Source organism: Pantanalinema sp. (assembly GCA_036704125.1).
Lineage (GTDB): Bacteria > Cyanobacteriota > Sericytochromatia > S15B-MN24 > UBA4093 > JAGIBK01.
Map to the genome: position 1 here is coordinate 12757 of DATNQI010000004.1, position 18092 is coordinate 30848.

The window sequence follows — 18092 nt, forward strand, 5'->3', positions numbered from 1 at the left end:
TAGCGAGTGACCATCGCTCGTAATGACCATCGCTCGTAAGGAGTCATCCGTGTTCAACAATCTCTTCGGCCGCTTCAGCCGCGACATGGGCATCGATCTTGGCACAGCCAATACCCTGGTGTTCGTGCGGGGCAAGGGGGTCGTGCTGCGCGAGCCCTCGGTGGTCGCCATCCAGCAGGGCAACCGCGGCGCAGCACTGGCGGTCGGCGAGGAGGCCAAGCAGATGCTGGGCCGCACCCCCGGCAACATCATCGCCATCCGGCCCCTGATGGACGGCGTCATCGCCGACTTCGACGTGGCCGAGACCATGCTCAAGCACTTCATCCAGAAGGTCCACGAGCGCCAGGGCGTCTTCCGCCCGCGCATGGTCATCGGGATCCCCTCGGGCGTGACCGGCGTCGAGCGCCGCGCGGTCATGGACGCCGCGCTGCAGGCGGGCGCTCGCGAGGTTTACCTGATCGAGGAGCCCATGGCGGCGGCCATCGGCGCGGGCCTGCCGGTCTCCGAGCCCACCGGCTCGATGATCGTCGACATCGGCGGCGGCACCACCGAGGTGGCCGTCATCTCCCTGGGCGGCATCGTCGTGAGCCGCTCGGTCCGCATCGCGGGCGACGAGCTGACCGATGCCATCGTCCAGTACCTCAAGAAGGTCCACAACCTGAGCATCGGCGAGCGCACCGCCGAGGACATCAAGGTCAAGCTCGGCTCGGCCTACCCCCGCGGCGAGGACAAGTCCATGGAGGTCCGGGGCCTCAACATGGTGTCGGGCCTGCCCCGCACCGTGACCATCACCTCGAGCGAGGTCCGCGAGGCCCTCCAGGAGCCCGTGACCGCCATCGTCGACGCCGTGCGCGACACCCTCGAGAAGACCCCGCCCGAGCTCGCCGCCGACATCATCGACCGCGGGATCGTGCTCGCGGGCGGCGGCGCGCTGCTGCAGGGGCTCGACGAGCTGATCAGCCACGACACCGAGATGCCCGTCCACATCGCGGACGACCCCCTCTCGTGCGTGGCCCTCGGCACCGGCCGCGTGCTCGAGGAGTTCGCCACCCTCAAGCGGGTGCTCGGCACCTACAACTAGGCCATGGCCTTCCTCAAGCGCCTGCCCACCCGCGAGATCGGCTTCGTCGCGGCCCTCTTCGGGGCCGCGGCCTTCGTCGGCTGGGCGGCGGGCCGCACCACCGTCCTGACCGAGGTGCTTCGGCCGGGCTGGGTCCTCACCCAGTCCGTGGTCGGCTCGCTCAAGGGCGGGGCGACCTACTTCCAGGATCTCGACCGCCTGCGGCGCGAGAACGCCGAGCTGCACGAGCGCCTCTCGCGCGTCGAGGTCGAGCTCGCCGGCAAGCTCGAGATCGAGGCCGAGAACCGCCGCCTCGGCCAGCTGCTCTCGCTGTCCTCGGCGGCGCCGACCAAGGGGGTCGCCGCCCGGGTGATCGCGCGCTCGCCCAACAACTGGCAGCAGCGCCTGGTCATCGACCGGGGCAGCGCCGCCGGGATCGGGGTCGACTCGGTGGTGCTCATCCCGCGCGGGGTCATCGGGCGGGTGCTCAAGGTCAGCCCCAACAGCGCGGTCGTGCGCCTCTTGACCGACCCCGGCCAGACGGTGGGCATCCTCAACCAGCGATCGCGCACCCCCGCGGTGGTGCTCGGCGAGGGCAGCGCCAACCTGATGCTCCAGTACCTCCCGCAGCAGGCGGATTTCCGCGTGGGCGACGCGGTGCTCACCTCGGGGCTCGGCGGGGTCTACCCCAAGGGCCTGAGCGTCGGGCGCGTCACCCGCGTCGAGCAGGCCCCCAACGCCATCACCCCCAAGGTCACCATCGTCCTCAACACCGACCTGGACCGCGTCGAGGAGGTCTCGGTGCTCCCGCCCATGGCCACCGATCCGAGGCTGTAGATGCGCATCCTGCTGGCCGTCGTCTGTCTGCTATTCAGCCTCTGGCTCCAGGCCTCCCCGCTCAACCACCTCCTGAGCGTGCGCCTGGACCCGGTGCTTCTGGTGGTGGTCGCCTGGGGCGTCAGCACGGGACCGCGGGAGGGGGCCCTGTTCGGGCTGTGCGCGGGTGCTGCCCAGGACCTGCTCATCGGTGACGGGCTGCTCTTCGCCCTGCCCAAGCTCGCGGTCGGCCTTCTTGCCGGCAGCCTCAAGCCCATCCTCTACTACCGGCAGGCCTTCATCGTGCTGCCCCTGGTCATCGCCTGCACCGTGCTCCAGGAGGCCATGGTCATGCTCGGCTTCGCCCTGACGGGCCGGGGGTGGCTGGTGCAGCACCTGGGGGCGATCCTCCTGCCCGAGTCCCTGGGCAACGTGGTCCTCGTCTGGCCCGTCTACCACGGCCTGCGGCTCGCCCTCAAGCTCACCCAGGATCGCTGGGGCATGCGCGCCGAGAGCCTGGGCGGATGAACCAGCTTCACCTGCGCTTTTTCGCCTTCGCCGGGGTCATCGCCCTGGTCTGCGCGATCCTGATGGGGCGCCTGGTCCAGCTCCAGATCGTGCGCAACGAGACCTTCTCGGAGCGCGCCGACGGCAACCGGCTGCGCATCATCCTCGAGCCCGCCCCGCGCGGGGTGATCCGCGATCGCAACGGGGTGGTGCTCGCCACCAGCCGCCTCTCTTACGCCGTCACCCTCTACCCCCTCAAGCTGACCAAGGACCAGACCGACGAGGTCATCCTCAGGCTCGGCAAGCTCCTCGACATGCCCGCCGACGAGATCCGCGCCAAGTGGAAGCGGCCCGGCAACGTGGCCAGGCCCGTGCGCCTCATGCAGGACGTGGACCCGCAGACCATCGCCATCATCGCCGAGAACCAGCTCCAGCTGCCCGGCGTGAGCATCGAGCCGCTCACCATCCGCTACTACCCCAAGGGCAACTTCCTGTCGCATGTCCTCGGCTACACCGGCGAGATCACCGACAAGGAAGTGGAGAATCTCAGTGATCAAGGTTACCGAGCAGGTGATATAATCGGAAAGACCGGCGTCGAGAAGGTTTTCGACGCCGATCTCCGCGGAACGCCCGGGCGTCAGCAGATCGAAGTGGACGCCAGGGGCAAGCCGGTGCGGATCCTGGCCTCGGTGCCCCCGGTGCCGGGCAAGGATCTGACGCTGACCATCGACGCGAAGGTGCAGGAGGTGGCCGAGAAGTCCCTGGCGGGGCATCGCGGCGCGGCCGTGGCCCTCGACCCCAACACGGGCGAGGTGCTGGCGATGGCCTCGGCGCCGAGCTTCGATCCCAACCTTTTCGCGGGACGGATCTCGCCGAGCTTGTGGCGACAGTTGAGCGACGGGACCCAGCGCCCGATGATCAACCGCGCCATCAGCAGCAAGTACCCGCCCGGGTCGGTCTTCAAGATCGTCACCCACGCCGCGGCCCTGGAGGAGGGCTTCGCGAACGCCAACTCGCGATGGCGCTCGACCGGGGTGTTCTACGTCGGCTCTCGCATGTTCCGGGACTGGAAAAAGGGCGGCTTCGGCGTGGTGGACCTCAAGAAGGCGCTGGTCCAGTCGATCGACACGGTCTACTACGAGCTGGGGCTCAAGATGGGCGCCGACCGCATGGCCCGCTACGCCCGGGCGCTGGGCCTGGGACGTCAGACCGGCATCCTCTTGCCGCACGAGGTCAAGGGGCTCATCCCCGACGCCAGGTGGAAGCGCGAGGCGTACCACGAGAAGTGGTACGACGGCGAGTCGGTCAACATGTCGATCGGCCAGGGCTACGTCCAGGTCACGCCCGTCCAGGCGGCGGTGATGATCTCGGCCGTCGCCAACAACGGCCGCGTCCTGCGCCCCAAGCTCGTCCGTCCCGCGGCCGAGCAGGAGCGCCAGGACGATCCGCCGGCCGACGAGGGGGTCCACCCGACCTCCTGGAAGCCCGAGACCTGGCGGCACCTTCACCAGTCGCTGGCCGAGACGGTCGCGGCGGGGACGGGGACGGCCGCGAAGATCCCGGGCTTCCCCGCGGCGGGCAAGAGCGGTTCGGCGCAGGCTGCAAACGGGGAGAAGCTGAAGACCCACGGCTGGTTCGTCTGCTACGCCCCGGTCGACAAGCCCCGGATCGCCTTGGCGGTGATCCTGGAGCAGGCGGGCCACGGCGGCTCCATGGCGGCCCCGGTGACGGCCAGGATGATGCGGCGCTACTTCGGGGTGCCGGATCCGACCATGGCCACCGCCTCGGCAAAGCCGGCCCTGCCTGCGGCCACCACGGCGGACTAGGGGAAACACGATGCTCGGTAAGGAGAAGGGGACGTTGGACAACATCTCGGTCAAGGGCTGGAAGAACGGCGTGCTCGTCGTCGTCCCCGCCGCTGCTGCGTGGGACGAGGTCGTCACCCAGATCGAAGACAAGCTCAAGGAGGCCCAGGACTTCTGGAAGGGCGCGCAGACCACCCTCGACGTGGGTGAGCGCAAGGTGCCCCACGACGACATGGAGGGCCTGTTGGGCCTGATGCGCGGCGACTACGGCCTGGTGCCCACCGCGGTGGTGACCACCGCGGCCGAGACCCGCTCGGTCGCAGGCAAGCTCGGCCTCGAGGCCCACGAAAAGCTGCCTTCCGCCGAGAAGAAGGCAACCCCGGTAGCCGGCGAGGCGGCAGCGCCCGCCCTGCCGCTCAACAACGCCCTCTACCTCAAGCAGACCATCCGCTCGGGCCAGCGCGTCCAGCACGACGGCCACCTGGTGATCTGCGGCGACGTCAACGCCGGGGCCGAGGTGGTGGCCTCGGGCGACATCGTGGTGTTCGGCACCCTGCGCGGCGTCGCCCACGCGGGATCCGCGGGCGACGAGACGGCCCGCATCGTCGCCACCAACCTGCGCCCGACCCAGCTGCGCATCGGCAGCCGCATCGCGCGCTCGCCCGACGCCGGCTCCCCGCCCCTGAGCAAGTTCCCCGAGATCGCGCTGGTCGAGAACGGCGAGATCTGCATCAATCCCCTGTAGGGCGCCTCGACCACCCCGAACCACCAGGCCGACCACGCCTTTCTCAACCACTCTCTAGGAGGAATCATGTCCAATCGGGTCATCGTCATCACCTCGGGCAAGGGGGGCGTCGGCAAGACGACCACCACCGCCAACCTCGGCATGGCGCTGGCGGCCCTGGGCGAGAAGGTCGCCCTGCTGGACGCCGACATCGGCCTGCGCAACCTGGATCTGGTGCTCGGCCTCGAGAACCGCATCGTCTACGACATCGTCGACGTGCTCGAGGGCCGCTGCAAGCTGCGCCAGGCGCTGATCAAGGACAAGCGCCAGCCCAACCTGGTCCTCTTGCCCGCGGCCCAGACCCGCGACAAGTCGGCGGTCTCCCCCGACCAGATGCGCCAGATCATCGCGGATCTGCAGGAGGAGGGCTACACGACCATCCTGATCGACTGCCCCGCCGGCATCGAGCAGGGCTTCAAGAACGCCACCGCCGGCGCCACCGAGGCGATCATCGTCACCAACCCCGAGGTGTCGAGCGTCCGTGACGCGGACCGCATCGTGGGCCTCTTGGAGGCCGCCGAGCTCCGCAACCCGCAGCTGATCGTCAACCGCCTGCGCCCCAGGATGGTCAAGAACCAGGAGATGATGTCGGTCGAGGACGTGCAGGAGATCCTGAGCATCAAGCTCCTGGGCATCGTGCCGGACGACGAGTCGATCATCACCACCGCGAACCGGGGCGAGCCCGCCTCGCTGGACGAGGCCTCGCGCGCCGGCCAGGCCTATCGCAACATCGCGCGCCGCATCAAGGGCGAGGAGATCCCCCTGATGACCCTGGAGGAGGCCTCCGGCTTCTTCAGCAAGCTCAAGAAGTTGTTCGCCGCGGGCTAGGCCCGCTCCCACGGAGGTTCATCGCATGGCACTACCCACCTTCTTCGACAAGCTCTTCGGCCGGCAGGACAACTCCGCGCGCACCGCGGCCAAGGATCGCCTGCGCCTGGTGCTGATGCACGATCGGGCGGACATCCCCGCCCCGATGATGGAGCAGATGCGCGCCGAGCTGATGTCGGTCCTCTCCAAGTACGTCGAGATCGACCAGTCTGCCCTCGAGGTCAGCCTGGAGCGCTCGGAGGGCACGGTCGCCCTTCTGGCCAACATCCCCATCCGGCGCGTCCGGCCCGAGAGCGAGTCCGCCGAGATCGCCAAGGCCGAGGCCTAGCCAAAACCCCCGCTTCCCCGCCCCCCCGGGCGGGGAGCTTGCTAGGAAGCACTCATGATTCCGAACCTGGGCCGTTCTTGGCGCAACTTCGACTGGACGATGCTGGCGGGCGTCGTCGGGATCCTGGCGATCGGCATCACCTCGATCTCGTCGGTGAGCCACGGCGACGCGATCCGGCAGCTCTTGAACTTGCTGCCGGCGGTGGTCGCCATGGCCTTCTTCGTCCTCTACGGCTACGACTGGCTCGACGGCAAGGCCGCCTGGGTCATCTACGCCATCACCATCGTCATGCTCATCGCCGTGGACGTCATGGGCCACTCGGCCCTGGGGGCCCAGCGCTGGCTGACCCTCGGCCCCATCAAGATCCAGCCCTCGGAGTACGCCAAGTTCGGGCTGATCGTGAGCCTCGCCAAGGTCCTCTCCTCGAAGAACATCCACTCGCCCGAGGGCTTCCTGTCGAGCCTGGCGGTGGTGGGCTTCCCGGCGCTGCTCATCTTCAAGCAGCCCGATCTGGGCACCAGCCTCGTGTTCGGCGCCATCACCATGGGGATGCTGTTCTGGGCGGGGCTCGGCGTCTCGACCCTCTTCAAGATGGTCTCGCCGGTGATCAGCCTGGTCGTGTGCATGCCCTTCGTGCTGTTCGACGATCCGGCCGTCCACCGGGCGTCGCTGGGGGTGGTGGCGCTCTACCTGCTGGGGCTCGGAGTCTGGCTGTACTTCCAGCGCCGGAACCACTGGATCGTGCCGGTCGGGGTTTGGCTCGCCAACCTGGGTGCGGGCCTCGCCGTGCCCGTGGCGTGGCAGGTCCTCAAGGAGTACCAGAAGAACCGCATCCGCACCTTCATCAACCCCGAGGCCGATCCCCTGGGCTCGGGCTACCACGTCATCCAGTCCATGATCGCGGTGGGCTCGGGGGGCCTCTTCGGCAAGGGGCTCTTCCACGGCACCCAGACCCAGCTCCACTTCATCCCCGAGCAGCACACCGACTTCATCTTCTCGGTGGTCGGCGAGGAGCTGGGCTTCTTCGCGGGGGCCCTGCTGCTCTGCCTCTACGCCCTGGTGCTGGTGCGCGGCCTGATCGTCGCCAACCGGGCCAAGGACAAGTTCGGCTCGCTCCTGGCCATCGGGGTCGTCTCGATGCTGACCTTCCACCTCTTCGTGAACATGGGGATGGCCACCGGCATGATGCCCGTCGTGGGCATTCCCCTGCCCCTGATGAGCTACGGCGGCACCGCCCTGATGACCAACCTCGCGGCCATCGGCCTGCTCCAGAGCATCAGCATGCGGCACAAGAAGCTGCTGTTCTAGCGCCGTGCACAGCCATCCGACCCTCGCCTTCTCAACCCTCGGCTGCCGGACCAACCAGGCCGAGACGGCCCAGCTCGCCGCCGACCTCGCGGACGTCTGCGCCATCGTGCCCTTCTCGCAGGAGGCGGACGTCTACGTCGTCAACACCTGCACCGTCACCCACGAGGCCGACCGGCAGAGCCGCCAGCTGGTGCGCCGCGCCCACCGGGCCAACCCCGAGGCGCGGATCGTGGTGACGGGCTGCGCCGTGGACTTCCACCCTGACGAGTTCGCCGAGATGCCGGGCGTGTCTTTGGTGGCGCGCAACGCCGAGAAGGATGCGATCGCCCGCGCCATCGCCGACTGGTACCAGGCCCGCGAGGGGGACTGGCGCCCGGCGACTCCCGCCGAGTCGGGGCACACCCGCGCCTGGCTCAAGGTCTCGGAAGGCTGCAACAATCGCTGTTCGTTCTGCATCGTGCCCACGGTGCGCGGGCGCGAGCGGAGCATCCCGCCGGACACCCTGGTCGAGCGCGCCCGCGCCTACGCCGCCCTGGGCTACCAGGAGCTGGTGCTGACCGGCACCCATATCGGGGGTTACGGAAAGGACCTCTCGACGGGCCTCGCTGCGCTGCTCGGCCGCCTCATCTCCGAGGTCCCCGAGATCCCGCGCTTCCGGGTGGCGAGCATCGAGCCCATCGACTTCCCGGATACCCTCATCGAGCGCTTCGCCTCGCTCGAGGTGTGCCCGAGCGTCCACCTCTGCCTCCAGAGCGGCAGCAGCCGGATCCTCGCGGCCATGCGCCGGCGGTACAACGCCGACCAGTACCGTCGGCTGGTTTCTCGGATCAAGGAAGCCAGGCCGGACGCGGCCTTCACGACCGACGTCGTCGTGGGCTTTCCGGGCGAGACCGAGGCGGACTTCCTCGAGACCTGCCGCCTGGTCGAGGAGATCGGCTTCGCGGGGGTCCACCTCTTCCCCTTCTCGGTGCGCGAGGGCACCCACGCCGCCACCCTGGGCGACCGGGTGCCTCCCGCGGTGATCGCCGAGCGGATGGATCGGCTCGCCGCCGTCGCCGGCGCCGCCCGGCACCGGTTCCAGGAGGGCTTCATCGGGCGCGAGGTCGAGATCCTGACCGAGCGCACCCGTTCGGAGCTGAGGCCCGGGACCACCCCGCACGGGCTCAAGGTCTGGGTGGACGCGGCCAACACCGAGCCCAACCAGCGCTGGCTCGTTCGAGTGGATCGACTGGAAGAGGAGGGCCCGGTGGCCACCCTGCTCGAGCCGATCGCGCCCCGATAAGCACGTCAGAATGAGATTGGCCTCCACTTGATTCCCCGCCCCACCGGGGGGCGGGGAGGCTTCGAGTAGGGGTTGTCCCAGCCACGAGCAGCTTAGGCCTCCGCTGCCTCCGAGAGGTCCGCGGCAAGACGATAATCCACCTGGGTGGGCTGCACCGCCCCTCGCAGCTCCTCGGCGCTCAGCTTGCCGTCTGCGTCCCGGTCGAGAGCCTGGAACCGGGCGCGCGCTTCGGTGAGGCGCGCAACCTCCCGCGCCGTCCGCGCCATCACGTCCGCGAACCCTTCGCCTGCCACAGCCGAGGCAGGCCCGGGCAGCTGGGCCATGAACTCGTCGAGGCTCAGGCTGCGATCGCCGTCGCGATCCGCGCGGTCCAGCAGGTTCCGGGCCGCCACCTCCTTCCCGTCGACCATCCCGTCTCCGTTGGAATCGAAGCGTGCGAGGTTCGTCGCGTTGAGGCGGGCGGCAACGGCCCGATCGCCCGACGAGGGCGTCTCGCCCCGGACGAGCTCGCCCGCATCCAGCTTGCCATCCCCGTTGGCATCCATGCGATCGAAGCCCGCGTCGCGCCTCGTCCGCTCCGCCCCCCGCGTGCCGCTGAGGTACTCCTTCTTGCTGATGACGCCGTTCTTGTCGGCGTCGAAGGCGTCGAGCACCTCCCGCGCCCGGACCTCCGCGCCGGTGACGCGGCCGTCCCCGTTCAGGTCGATCCTCGCGAACTCGGAAGGATCCGGCAGGCGGCGCGACGCGGGGTCCGGCTGCGAGGAGCCGCTCAGCTCGCTGGCGCCGGGGTTCTGCTCGGCCGGCCGGCCCATCAGGTCGGCGAGAAAGGCGCTCGCCTCCGCCTGACTCACCTTCCCGTCGCGATCGGTGTCGATCGCTGCCAGCATCAGGTCCTTGAGGGAGAAGGCCGAGGACTGTGCCCCGGCAGGCTGGCTCGCCTGGCGCGAGTCCCGCGCCATGGGGGCGCCCTGGATGGCGCCGATGGACTGGGGGCTCGAGTCCGCCGGCTGCGTGGCGCTCGCCGCGCCACCCAGCGCTCGCACCGCGTGCGAGGCCCCCTGGGAGATCATGTGACCCAGCCCGCCGATCATGTCTAGCAGCATTCTCGCCTCCTTTGCCTCAGGAACGATCAGTCGTTCATGAGACATCTTCCCGGAGACGCGAGATTCGAAACGATCCGTTTCAGGGTGAATCGCCCGGAAGCAGCGCGAGCTTGGCGGCTGGCCTCATGCGGCGGATCCGGTGCTCGGCGGACAGGGCCTCGCCCCGGCTGGGGTACTCCCAGTGGGCGACCAGCACGACGGGCAGGCGCGATCGCGTGTACTTGGCCCCCTTCCCGCTGTTGTGAACCGAGACCCGGCGGGCGACGTCGGTGGAATAGCCCGTGTAGAGCGTGCCGTCGGCGCAGCGCACGAGGTAGACGAAGTGACGCGGCATTCTCTCCTCCATGGGGAAGGCCCCGGCTCACAAGGAGCCGGGGCCTTCGGGGCGGCTGTGCTGCTTAGCGCAGGGCCTTGACCTGGGCGGGGGTGACCGCGCTGCCCTTGTTGCCCCACGAGGTGCGCTCGTGGGTGACGACAGCGGCGATCTCCTCGTCAGTCAGCTGGGCGAACGGCGGCATGGCGCCGTTGTACTGCTTGCCGAGGACCGTCATGGGACCCGACTTGCCGTGGAGCACGATCTTGATGTGCTCGGCGGCGTCGCCGTTGGGGATCTCCGCGCCGGCCAGGGGCGGGAACACCCCGGGCATGCCGGCACCCGTGGCCTGGTGGCACGAGGCGCAGTTGGTCTCGTACACCTTCGTGCCGTCGGCCTTGGCCCCGGCGGGGGCGGCGGCAACAGCAGCGGCGGCGGGCGCGGCGGCTGCGGCCTTCTTGGCGGCCGGGATGGCCTTGGCGTTGACCTTGGCGTCGTTGGTCATCATCGACGCGGGGACGGTCGTGGCCTTGAGGCTCAGCATGTAGGTGACCAGAGCCTCGGTGTCCTCGTCCGAGAAGCCGAAGGCAGGCATGATCGAGCCGGAGGAGACGGCCTGGGGGTTCTTGAAGTGGAACTTGTGCCAGGTCTCGATGTCGTGGTGGAGGTGCTTGGCCTCAGCCTTGGCCTCCTCGCCGAGGGTGCCCGCCTCGAGGTTCGCCTTGAGGTGCTCGAAGCCGAACTGCTCGGGGACCTTGTCACCCTCGAAGGTCAGCTCGGGGCCGATGTTGCCGCCCTCCTCGCCCAGCTTGTGGCAGCTGATGCAGTTCTTCTCGCCGAAGATCTGCTTGCCGCGAGCGAGCTTGGGGGCGCCGATGGCGGCCCACTTGGTCGAGTCGGTGTGGCACTGGGCGCACGAGGCCTGGACGTACTTGGTCATGGCCTTGCGGTCGCCGAGCATGGGGTAGTCCCACTTGTGGACGAAGCCGTGGGCGGCCTCGCTGGTGGTGCCCATGCCCTGGCCGCCGTGGCACGACGTGCAGCCGAACTTGTCGGTCGGGTGGTTGATCGCGATCATGTCCATGTCGGGGTGGGCGGCGAAGGGCTGCTTTTCGCCCTCGAACGACTTGTCGTCGATGGCGAGGTGGCAGGTGGTGCAGCGATCGACGCGCTTGAGGTCGGTCAGCATGAGCTGACGGATGGCGATCTTGTCGGTATCGCCCAGGGCCGGCACGGGCTTGCCCGCGGCCTTGGCCTCGAGAGCCGCCTTCTCGTGGCGCGCCAGCATGATGTCGGCGTAGTCGCGCTGCGTGACCATCCACTCGCGGTTGCCTTCGCGCATGCCGGCCAGGCCGAACAGGATGACCAGCACGACCGCCAGCGTCGCGAACCACGCGAGGACGCTCAGGTCCAGCTTCTTAGTGTTCATACGGGGGTGCGATCCTTTTTGAAGTGATGCGATGCGTGACGGGCGTTAGAAGACGGTGAACATCCCGTCCTTCCAAGGCCAGGTCCACTCCCAGCCCGGCCCGCGGAAGAAGGTGCCGATGTAGGTCAGCACGGCCACCAGCGAGACGAAGAAGTTCCAGAGCCCGACGGAGAAGGGGCGATCGAGGATGTTCATCGAGGGGTTGCGGTCGATGTAGGGAACGGCCATCAGGCCCACGACCATCAGCCCGGGGATGAACACGCCCGCCCAGTTGGGGGGGAAGTAGTGCAGCATCTCCTGGAGGAACAGGAAGTACCAGGGGGCCTTGGCCGGGTTGGGCGTCAGGGCGGGGTTCGCCAGCTGCTCCAGAGGAGCGTTGAAGGCGAGCGCCATGAGGGTGATGCCGACGATGACCGCAAGCGCCATCACCAGCTCGCGCATGAAGACGTGGGGCCAGGTGAAGACCAGCTGCTGGCCTTCCTTCTCCTTGACGTAGCCGCGAACGCCGCGCACGACGCCGTAGAGGACGGCCTCTTCGGGGTTGGTCGTGATCTCCCGAGTGGTGTTAGTCATTGTGGTGACGCTCCCTGATTACAAGCGAAGGTTGGGCGAGACGGGCTCGTTGGGGTCGCCGATGCCGCCGTCCTTGCGGACGCGCCAGAAGTGGACCGCCAGCAGCACCAGCACCGCGAGGGGCAGCACGATGCAGTGCAGCACGTAGAAGCGAATCAGCGCGTTCTGACCGACCAGGTTGCCGCCCAGGAGGCCGAACTTGATGTCCGGGCCGACGAATGGGGCGTACTTGGCCATGTTCGAGCCGACGGTGATGGCCCACAGAGCGAGCTGGTCCCAGGGCAGCAGGTAGCCCGTGAACGACAGCAGCATGGTGCAGACCGCCAGGATGACGCCGATCACCCAGTTGAACTCGCGCGGCGCCTTGTAGGAGCCCGCGTAGAAGACGCGGCACATGTGCAGGAAGACGAACAGAACCATCATGTGCGCCGACCAGCGGTGCATGTTGCGGATCAGCATGCCGAACGACACGGCGAACTCGAGGTCCTTCATGTTGTCGTAGGCGAGCCCGGTCGAGGGGATGTAGTAGAACATCAGGACGATGCCGGTGAGCGAGAGCAGGAAGAACAGCATCAAGGAGATGCCGCCGAGCCAGAAGGTGGTGTTCATCCGCATGCTGCGGACCTTCGACTTCACCGAGTGAAGGTGAAGGAAGACGTTGGTGAACGTCACCATGGACTGGGTCTTGGGGTTGTTCGGCATGCCGTGGCGGAAGATCGACCTCCACAGCTTGCTCGCGAAGAATTTGTTGGCGATGTCGTTGATCACGAGGTGCTCCTACTGATGCCTACGCCTTGTAGAAATCGGTCAAGGTGATGACTTTGCTGAGATCCACCACCATCTGCCCGTCGCGGGAGGTCTCGATCGAGAAGTGATCGAGCGCGCGCGGGGCAGGGCCGGCGACCACCTTGCCGTCGGCCGAGTAGATCGAGCCGTGGCAGGGGCAGATGAAGTCCGTGCCCGTCCAGTTGACGGTGCAGCCCAGGTGCTGACAAACGGCCGAAATCGCCTGGAAGCCCTCGGCCACCCGGCGAATGAAGACCTTCTTCTCCGCGATGAACGTCACGGTGCCCGCGCCGAACTTGGCGGGGAGGCCGATCTTGATGCGGTTGGACGGCTCGTACAGGACGTTCGGGAAGATGTAGCGGATACCGCCGATGGCGGTGGCACCGAGGGTCGCGGCGAGGGCGCCGAACCCGACGGCGCCGAAGAACGCCCGGCGCGTCATGTCCGCCTTTTCGGCCTCGGACGCTCCCCCTTGAGGATTGGTAGCCATACTGTGGTGTGTCCTCCTGCAAGCAGAATTTCAATGCGGATCGCGCCGGCCGGCCAGACGGGGAGACACGATCTCTTGAAGCTTCCCTATTAAAGCATAATCCCCGCTTGTTTGCCGCCCCTTTACGAATGTTTGTCCCTGATAGCGAGGATCGAGGGGGGGGTCAGGGGCGACGCGACGGAGTTCGCGGGGTGAGCAAGTACGACGTGAGCGCCTCGGCCTCCTGCTGGCTCAGGCCGAAGGTCGGCATGGCGCTTTCGGGGCGCTCGGATCGCGGATCCCGGATGAAAGCGGCAAGCTCCTTGGCGTCGCGCGAGGGCTTCGCCTTGAAGAGCTTGCTGAGGTCGGGACCGAGGGTCCCGTCCGCTCCTGCATGCCCCTTGAGGGCGTGGCAGGCGATGCACCCCTTGCGGGTGAAGAGATGCTCGCCCGACTCCGCGGCCCAGGCGGGCACTGAGAGCGTCCAGGCGATTGCGGCGATCAGCCATCCGGAACCTCGCACCATGCCTTCCTTTCGAGCAATCATGCCGCCCCGCAAATCGGATCCATAGTGAGCGGGGGAGCTGGGGCCGCGCAATCCGTAGTTTACCCGGATCGAGCGAGAGATAAGGAGGGGGCCCGGGCGACTGACGCCGGATCTAGGAGCGATAGACCTTGGGCAGGCGCTGGCCGAGGCCGCAGATGATCTCGTAGGGGATGGTCTCGGCCGCCGAGGCCCACTCCTCGACCTGGATCGATCCGCCGAGCTGCTCGCCGAGCAGCACCGCCGGATCGCCGAGGCGGGCGTCGATCTCGGTGACGTCCACGGTGCACTGGTCCATGGACACGTTGCCGACGATGGGGCAGCGCACCCCGCCGACCAGGACCGCCTGCCGGTTCGAGAGGGCGCGGGGCAGGCCGTCGGCGTAGCCCGCGGGCAGGACCGCGAGCCGGGTGGGGCGCGCGGTCACGAAGGTGCCGTCGTAGCCGACCGGCACGCCGGGGGGGACCTCGCGCAGCTGGGTGATCCGGGCCGTGAGGCTCATGGCGCGCTTCAGCGAGAAGGGCAGCCGCGCGTCCGGCCGCGGCGGGATGCCGTAGATCAGCAGGCCGGGCCGGACCATGCTGTAGTGGGCCTGAGGGAAGAGCAGGGTCCCCGCGCTGTTGGCCGCATGCCTGAGCACCGACGGGGGAAGGGCGAGGCGCGCCTCGAGCTCGGCGAAGCGCCCGAGCTGAAGCTCGGCGTAGGCGGGATCGGGGGCGTCGGCGGTCGCCATGTGGCTCATCAGGCCCACCAGCTCGACGTGGGGCGAGGCGAGGGCCATGCGCGCGAGCGGCTCGGCCTGCTCCATGGCGGCCCCCACCCGGGTCATGCCGGTGTCGACCTTGAGGTGGATCTTGGCGGGGCGACCGAGCTCGGTGGCCGCCTCGGCGATGAGGCGCAGGGCCTCCTCGGAGCCCACCACCATCTGAAGATCGGAGGCGATGGCCGTGCGGTAGGCGTCCGGGACCACCAGGCCGAGCAGTAGCATGGGCTGGGTGAATCCCAGCGCGCGCAGGCGCAGGCCCTCGGCCACGGTCGCGACCCCCAGCCAGTCGGCCCCGGCCCCGAGTGCCGAACGCGCGACGGCCATGGCCCCGTGACCGTAGCCGTCGGCCTTGACCACGGCCATCAGGTGGGTATGGGGCGGCACCCACGCCTTGAGGGCTCGGACGTTGGAAGCGATCGCGCCCAGGTCCACCTCCAGCCAGGCGCCGCGCATGGCCGCCCCCTCCAGATCTCCGTCGAGGATGGGGAGGGGCGAAAGGTCTTGGTTGCTGATGGGAAGCTGGTTCACCCCCTCATTATAGCCCCTGCCGCCGGGCGGCAACAAGGCTGCCGCCTTGTCGCGCTGTTCTTAATCGACGCTTTCTTCAAGCTTAGCCATGCGTTAAGAAAGCTGGCTTCCCGTGCGTCGACAACCCTAGAAAGGTCCCTGATTTCCCCGACCGGCGAGGAGCTGCCATGCGAACCTGCTACCAACACGCCAAGATCGAAGCCGTGGCCCACTGCCGCCGCTGCAAGCTGCCGGTCTGCTTCCACTGCGTCGAGGACCAGTACTGTCCCGATTGCGTCAAGCTCCAGCGCTACATCCACCTGGGCCGCACCGGGGCGCGCAAGCCCCAGCTGGTCGAGACCCCGGTGGTGCGCTCGAAGACCATGGAGCTGATGATCCAGCGCCTGCAGGCCCAGGCCTTCGATCCGGACGCGGCGAGCCGCCCCGGATCCAGGCCCGCTCGCCGCGCGGCCCCCAAGCGCGCGATCAAGACGCGGACCCCCCTTCGCTACGGCATGCTGCTGCCCGGCATCTCCCCGCTCATCAAGGTCACGCGCTCGCCCCTGAGCCGCCTTGCCATGGTCGCCGTCACCGCCTTCGGCCTCGGCGCCTTCTTCGCCCACCCCCGCACCAGCTACGCCGAGCCGGCTCCGGCGGTGGCGCAGGCCGCGCCCGCCGCGACCGCCCTTGCCCCCGAGCCCGAGGTCCGCGTGCACTACAAGCCGGTCTACATCTACCTGGACGAGAAGGCCCCTGCCGCCGCGCGGCAGGCCGCCCGCCCCGCCGTGGCACCCGTCGCCCCGGCGATCGCGCAGGCCCGGCCGACCCAGGTCCGGGTCCACTACGCCCCTGCGATCGCCGGACTCCAGTAACCCGCATCACCGCGAAGGCTCCTCGGCAGGGGCTAGCATGGGGCTCCCCGTCCTACTTCGAGGAGCCGCCCTGATGGAAGCCCGAGAAACCCAGGCAGCCCATGCCCTGCGCCAGGTCAAGGCCCTTCAGGATCAAGGGCGATCCTTCGAGAGCATCGCCGCCGTCCTCACCGCCATCCCGCTGGAGGCCCACGACGACGAGCGGGCGCTGCTGCGCGCCGAGCTCGAGCGCGAGCGCGCGGCCCGGCATGCGACCGACAGGGTGCTCGCCGATCGGTGCAAGGAGCTGATGGCCCTGCGCGAATCTTACGACTTCGCCCGCGAGACGATCCGGGTCCTGGAGAGCCGGCTCTCGCGCCATGAAAGCGAGGCCCGCACCAAGGCGAGCCTCGCTCCCAGGTCTTCCTGGCTGAAATGGCGTTAGAGCGCTCGACAAAACTGTTCCGCCAAGCCGCCCACGGCGGCCAAATAACTGGAATGCCCGGTTTTGTCGGGTGCGAACGAGCTAGCCGACCGTCACGTCGATCCCCTCGTCGAGGTCGCCTCCGCGGCGCAACGCCCAGCGGTTGGGGGTCTGGTAGCCCTCCGAGTTCTCCGAGAACTGGCCCGAGTTGGCCCCGCCCCCCTGGTGCGCCACCTCCACCTTCAGCTCCGTGGGCTTGAGGTTGTAGGAGGAAAGCACGCTCTGGATGGCGCCGAGCTGCTGCTCCAGCATGTCCTTGGCCTGCTGGTTGGCCGCCACCACCGACACGGCGACCGCTTGCTTCTGGAGGGTGAAGGTCATCTGCACCTGGCCCAGGTGCTCCGGGGCGATCTGCACCGAGAGGCGCGAGACGGGCTCCCCCTTCTGGGTCTGCTGCGAGATCTGCGCCACGAAGAGGCTCGGGAAGTGCGCCTCGTGGATCGGAGCCCCCTCCTTGACCGCCTCGAGCACCTCGCTGGCCTGGTACAGCGGGAGGGGCTCGAAGACGCGCAGGGCGACCTGCTGGGTCGGGGGCATGGTTTCCGCGGGCTGGACCAGATCGCCCAGGGCCTTCATGAGCCATGCGGGCTTGGAGGCGGCGCTCGAAGCGATCGGTGCGGCGAAGGCCTCCGCGGCGCTGGGAGCGGCGACTTCGGGGGCCGGGGCCCAGCCGGGCGGCAGCACCCGGTTGAGGTGGGCGTCGAAGGCCTCCTTCGGCTTCTCCCTGCGCGCCTCGTCCACGCGCTTCTCGGCCGCCTCGTCCTCCTGCTTGATCTTGTCGGTGCTCGGAGGCGCCGCCATGCGCTCGGCGGGAACGGAAATGGGAACAAACGCGTTCAGGTTCATCGTGGCCCCCCTTCTTTAGTTGCGTCCCCACTCGGCGTTCAGGCGCTCCGCCTCGGCCTGGGCGGTCGCCAGGAACCCCTGCATCCAGGCGGATTCGGCGAGCATGAGCTCACTTTGCTCCATGGCCGCGCGCCGCTCCTCGTACTCGGCGTCCTCTTCCTCCTGGGAGCGGCGCACCCGCTGCTTGGCCTGGTACATGTTGGCGGCCATCTCGTCGCCCCGGATGCCCTCCAGGCGCTTCTCCTCGGCGAGCCAGCGCTCGTGCAGCTTCTCCTTGTGCTTCTTGATGATCTCGCTGTCGCGCTGGGCCTTCTTGTAGGCGACCTCGCCCTGGGCGACCCTGTCCTGGGCGAGCTGAAGCTTCTTCTGCTGGGCGGCGATCTTGTCCTTGAAGGAGGCCGCGTAGTCGTTGGCCATCTGCACGTCCGCGGTGCGGCCTGCCTCGAGGTGCTGGTTCATCTGGCGCTGGGCGGTCTGCTCGCGGAGCCTGAGGTCGTCGAGCAGGTCCTGCTCGACCTGAAGCGCGCGCTTGAGCTCGGCGAGCGCGAGCTTGAGGTTGTCCTCGTTCTTGACGCGCATGTTGAGGACATTCTGCAGGCGGTACTTGAACTTGCCGGCCATGCCGCCTCCTTAAAAAGCCGCAGGCGCTTGCGCGAACGGTTTCAACCGAGGGAAACATACCCGGAGCGCAAAGCGGGGAAAC

At 68.4% G+C, this 18092-nt stretch carries 21 protein-coding genes; 11 read left to right on the plus strand and 10 right to left on the minus strand.

Annotated features, from left to right (window positions below):
- Nucleotides 1-49 precede the first annotated feature (49 nt).
- From V6D00_00335 to mtaB, 9 genes are all read left to right on the plus strand, one after another.
- A complete protein-coding gene (locus V6D00_00335) occupies nt 50-1081 on the plus strand; it encodes a rod shape-determining protein (protein ID HEY9897600.1) in 1032 nt (343 codons plus the stop codon).
- Nucleotides 1082-1084: 3 nt separating this feature from the next.
- Complete coding sequence (mreC, locus tag V6D00_00340; GenBank protein ID HEY9897601.1) at nt 1085-1897, plus strand: rod shape-determining protein MreC; 813 nt, start codon at nt 1085-1087, stop codon at nt 1895-1897.
- The gene (mreD, locus tag V6D00_00345; GenBank protein ID HEY9897602.1) at nt 1898-2404 is read left to right on the plus strand and encodes a rod shape-determining protein MreD; all 507 of its coding nucleotides are present in this window, start codon (nt 1898-1900) and stop codon (nt 2402-2404) included. It abuts the gene before it with no gap.
- The gene (gene mrdA, locus V6D00_00350) at nt 2401-4209 is read left to right on the plus strand and encodes a penicillin-binding protein 2 (GenBank protein HEY9897603.1); all 1809 of its coding nucleotides are present in this window, start codon (nt 2401-2403) and stop codon (nt 4207-4209) included. Before mreD ends, mrdA begins: the two co-directional genes overlap by 4 nt.
- 34 nt (nt 4210-4243) lie before the next feature.
- A complete protein-coding gene (gene minC, locus V6D00_00355) occupies nt 4244-4933 on the plus strand; it encodes a septum site-determining protein MinC (protein HEY9897604.1) in 690 nt (229 codons plus the stop codon).
- A 66-nt stretch (nt 4934-4999) separates the two neighbouring features.
- A complete protein-coding gene (minD, locus tag V6D00_00360; protein ID HEY9897605.1) occupies nt 5000-5800 on the plus strand; it encodes a septum site-determining protein MinD in 801 nt (266 codons plus the stop codon).
- Nucleotides 5801-5825: 25 nt separating this feature from the next.
- Nucleotides 5826-6128, plus strand: coding sequence for a cell division topological specificity factor MinE (minE, locus tag V6D00_00365; protein HEY9897606.1), 303 nt, complete (start codon nt 5826-5828; stop codon nt 6126-6128).
- Between the two features lie 54 nt (nt 6129-6182).
- Nucleotides 6183-7436, plus strand: a complete 1254-nt coding sequence (rodA, locus tag V6D00_00370) for a rod shape-determining protein RodA (GenBank protein ID HEY9897607.1) — start codon at nt 6183-6185, stop codon at nt 7434-7436.
- 4 nt (nt 7437-7440) lie between these two features.
- Complete coding sequence (mtaB, locus tag V6D00_00375; GenBank protein HEY9897608.1) at nt 7441-8718, plus strand: tRNA (N(6)-L-threonylcarbamoyladenosine(37)-C(2))-methylthiotransferase MtaB; 1278 nt, start codon at nt 7441-7443, stop codon at nt 8716-8718.
- Nucleotides 8719-8810: 92 nt separating this feature from the next.
- Here the strand turns inward: mtaB and V6D00_00380 are convergent, their stop codons facing one another.
- The 8 genes from V6D00_00380 to alr form a co-directional block, all read right to left on the minus strand.
- On the minus strand, nt 8811-9821 hold the full coding sequence (locus V6D00_00380; GenBank protein HEY9897609.1) for an EF-hand domain-containing protein: 1011 nt from the start codon (nt 9819-9821) through the stop codon (nt 8811-8813).
- Between the two features lie 79 nt (nt 9822-9900).
- The gene (locus V6D00_00385; GenBank protein HEY9897610.1) at nt 9901-10155 is read right to left on the minus strand and encodes a GIY-YIG nuclease family protein; all 255 of its coding nucleotides are present in this window, start codon (nt 10153-10155) and stop codon (nt 9901-9903) included.
- 64 nt (nt 10156-10219) lie between these two features.
- The gene (locus tag V6D00_00390) at nt 10220-11563 is read right to left on the minus strand and encodes a c-type cytochrome (GenBank protein ID HEY9897611.1); all 1344 of its coding nucleotides are present in this window, start codon (nt 11561-11563) and stop codon (nt 10220-10222) included.
- 45 nt (nt 11564-11608) lie between these two features.
- Nucleotides 11609-12136 (minus strand): hypothetical protein, encoded by a 528-nt coding sequence (locus V6D00_00395; protein ID HEY9897612.1) that lies wholly within the window; start codon nt 12134-12136, stop codon nt 11609-11611.
- A gap of 18 nt (nt 12137-12154) precedes the next feature.
- Nucleotides 12155-12904, minus strand: coding sequence for a cytochrome b N-terminal domain-containing protein (locus V6D00_00400; GenBank protein HEY9897613.1), 750 nt, complete (start codon nt 12902-12904; stop codon nt 12155-12157).
- 19 nt (nt 12905-12923) lie between these two features.
- Complete coding sequence (locus V6D00_00405; GenBank protein HEY9897614.1) at nt 12924-13412, minus strand: Rieske 2Fe-2S domain-containing protein; 489 nt, start codon at nt 13410-13412, stop codon at nt 12924-12926.
- Between the two features lie 163 nt (nt 13413-13575).
- Nucleotides 13576-13917 carry a c-type cytochrome gene (locus V6D00_00410; GenBank protein HEY9897615.1) on the minus strand — a complete coding sequence of 114 codons (342 nt, stop codon included), beginning with the start codon at nt 13915-13917 and terminating at the stop codon, nt 13576-13578.
- A 133-nt stretch (nt 13918-14050) separates the two neighbouring features.
- A complete protein-coding gene (alr, locus tag V6D00_00415) occupies nt 14051-15229 on the minus strand; it encodes an alanine racemase (GenBank protein HEY9897616.1) in 1179 nt (392 codons plus the stop codon).
- A gap of 167 nt (nt 15230-15396) precedes the next feature.
- On the opposite strand from alr, the gene V6D00_00420 reads away from it, so the two are divergent.
- Both V6D00_00420 and V6D00_00425 read left to right on the plus strand, forming a co-directional pair.
- A complete protein-coding gene (locus tag V6D00_00420; protein ID HEY9897617.1) occupies nt 15397-16080 on the plus strand; it encodes a hypothetical protein in 684 nt (227 codons plus the stop codon).
- A gap of 73 nt (nt 16081-16153) precedes the next feature.
- A complete protein-coding gene (locus tag V6D00_00425) occupies nt 16154-16504 on the plus strand; it encodes a hypothetical protein (GenBank protein HEY9897618.1) in 351 nt (116 codons plus the stop codon).
- A gap of 81 nt (nt 16505-16585) precedes the next feature.
- Here the strand turns inward: V6D00_00425 and V6D00_00430 are convergent, their stop codons facing one another.
- Nucleotides 16586-17389, minus strand: a complete 804-nt coding sequence (locus V6D00_00430; GenBank protein ID HEY9897619.1) for a flagellar hook-length control protein FliK — start codon at nt 17387-17389, stop codon at nt 16586-16588.
- Between the two features lie 15 nt (nt 17390-17404).
- The gene (locus V6D00_00435; protein ID HEY9897620.1) at nt 17405-18010 is read right to left on the minus strand and encodes a flagellar FliJ family protein; all 606 of its coding nucleotides are present in this window, start codon (nt 18008-18010) and stop codon (nt 17405-17407) included.
- Nucleotides 18011-18092: the final 82 nt, after the last annotated feature.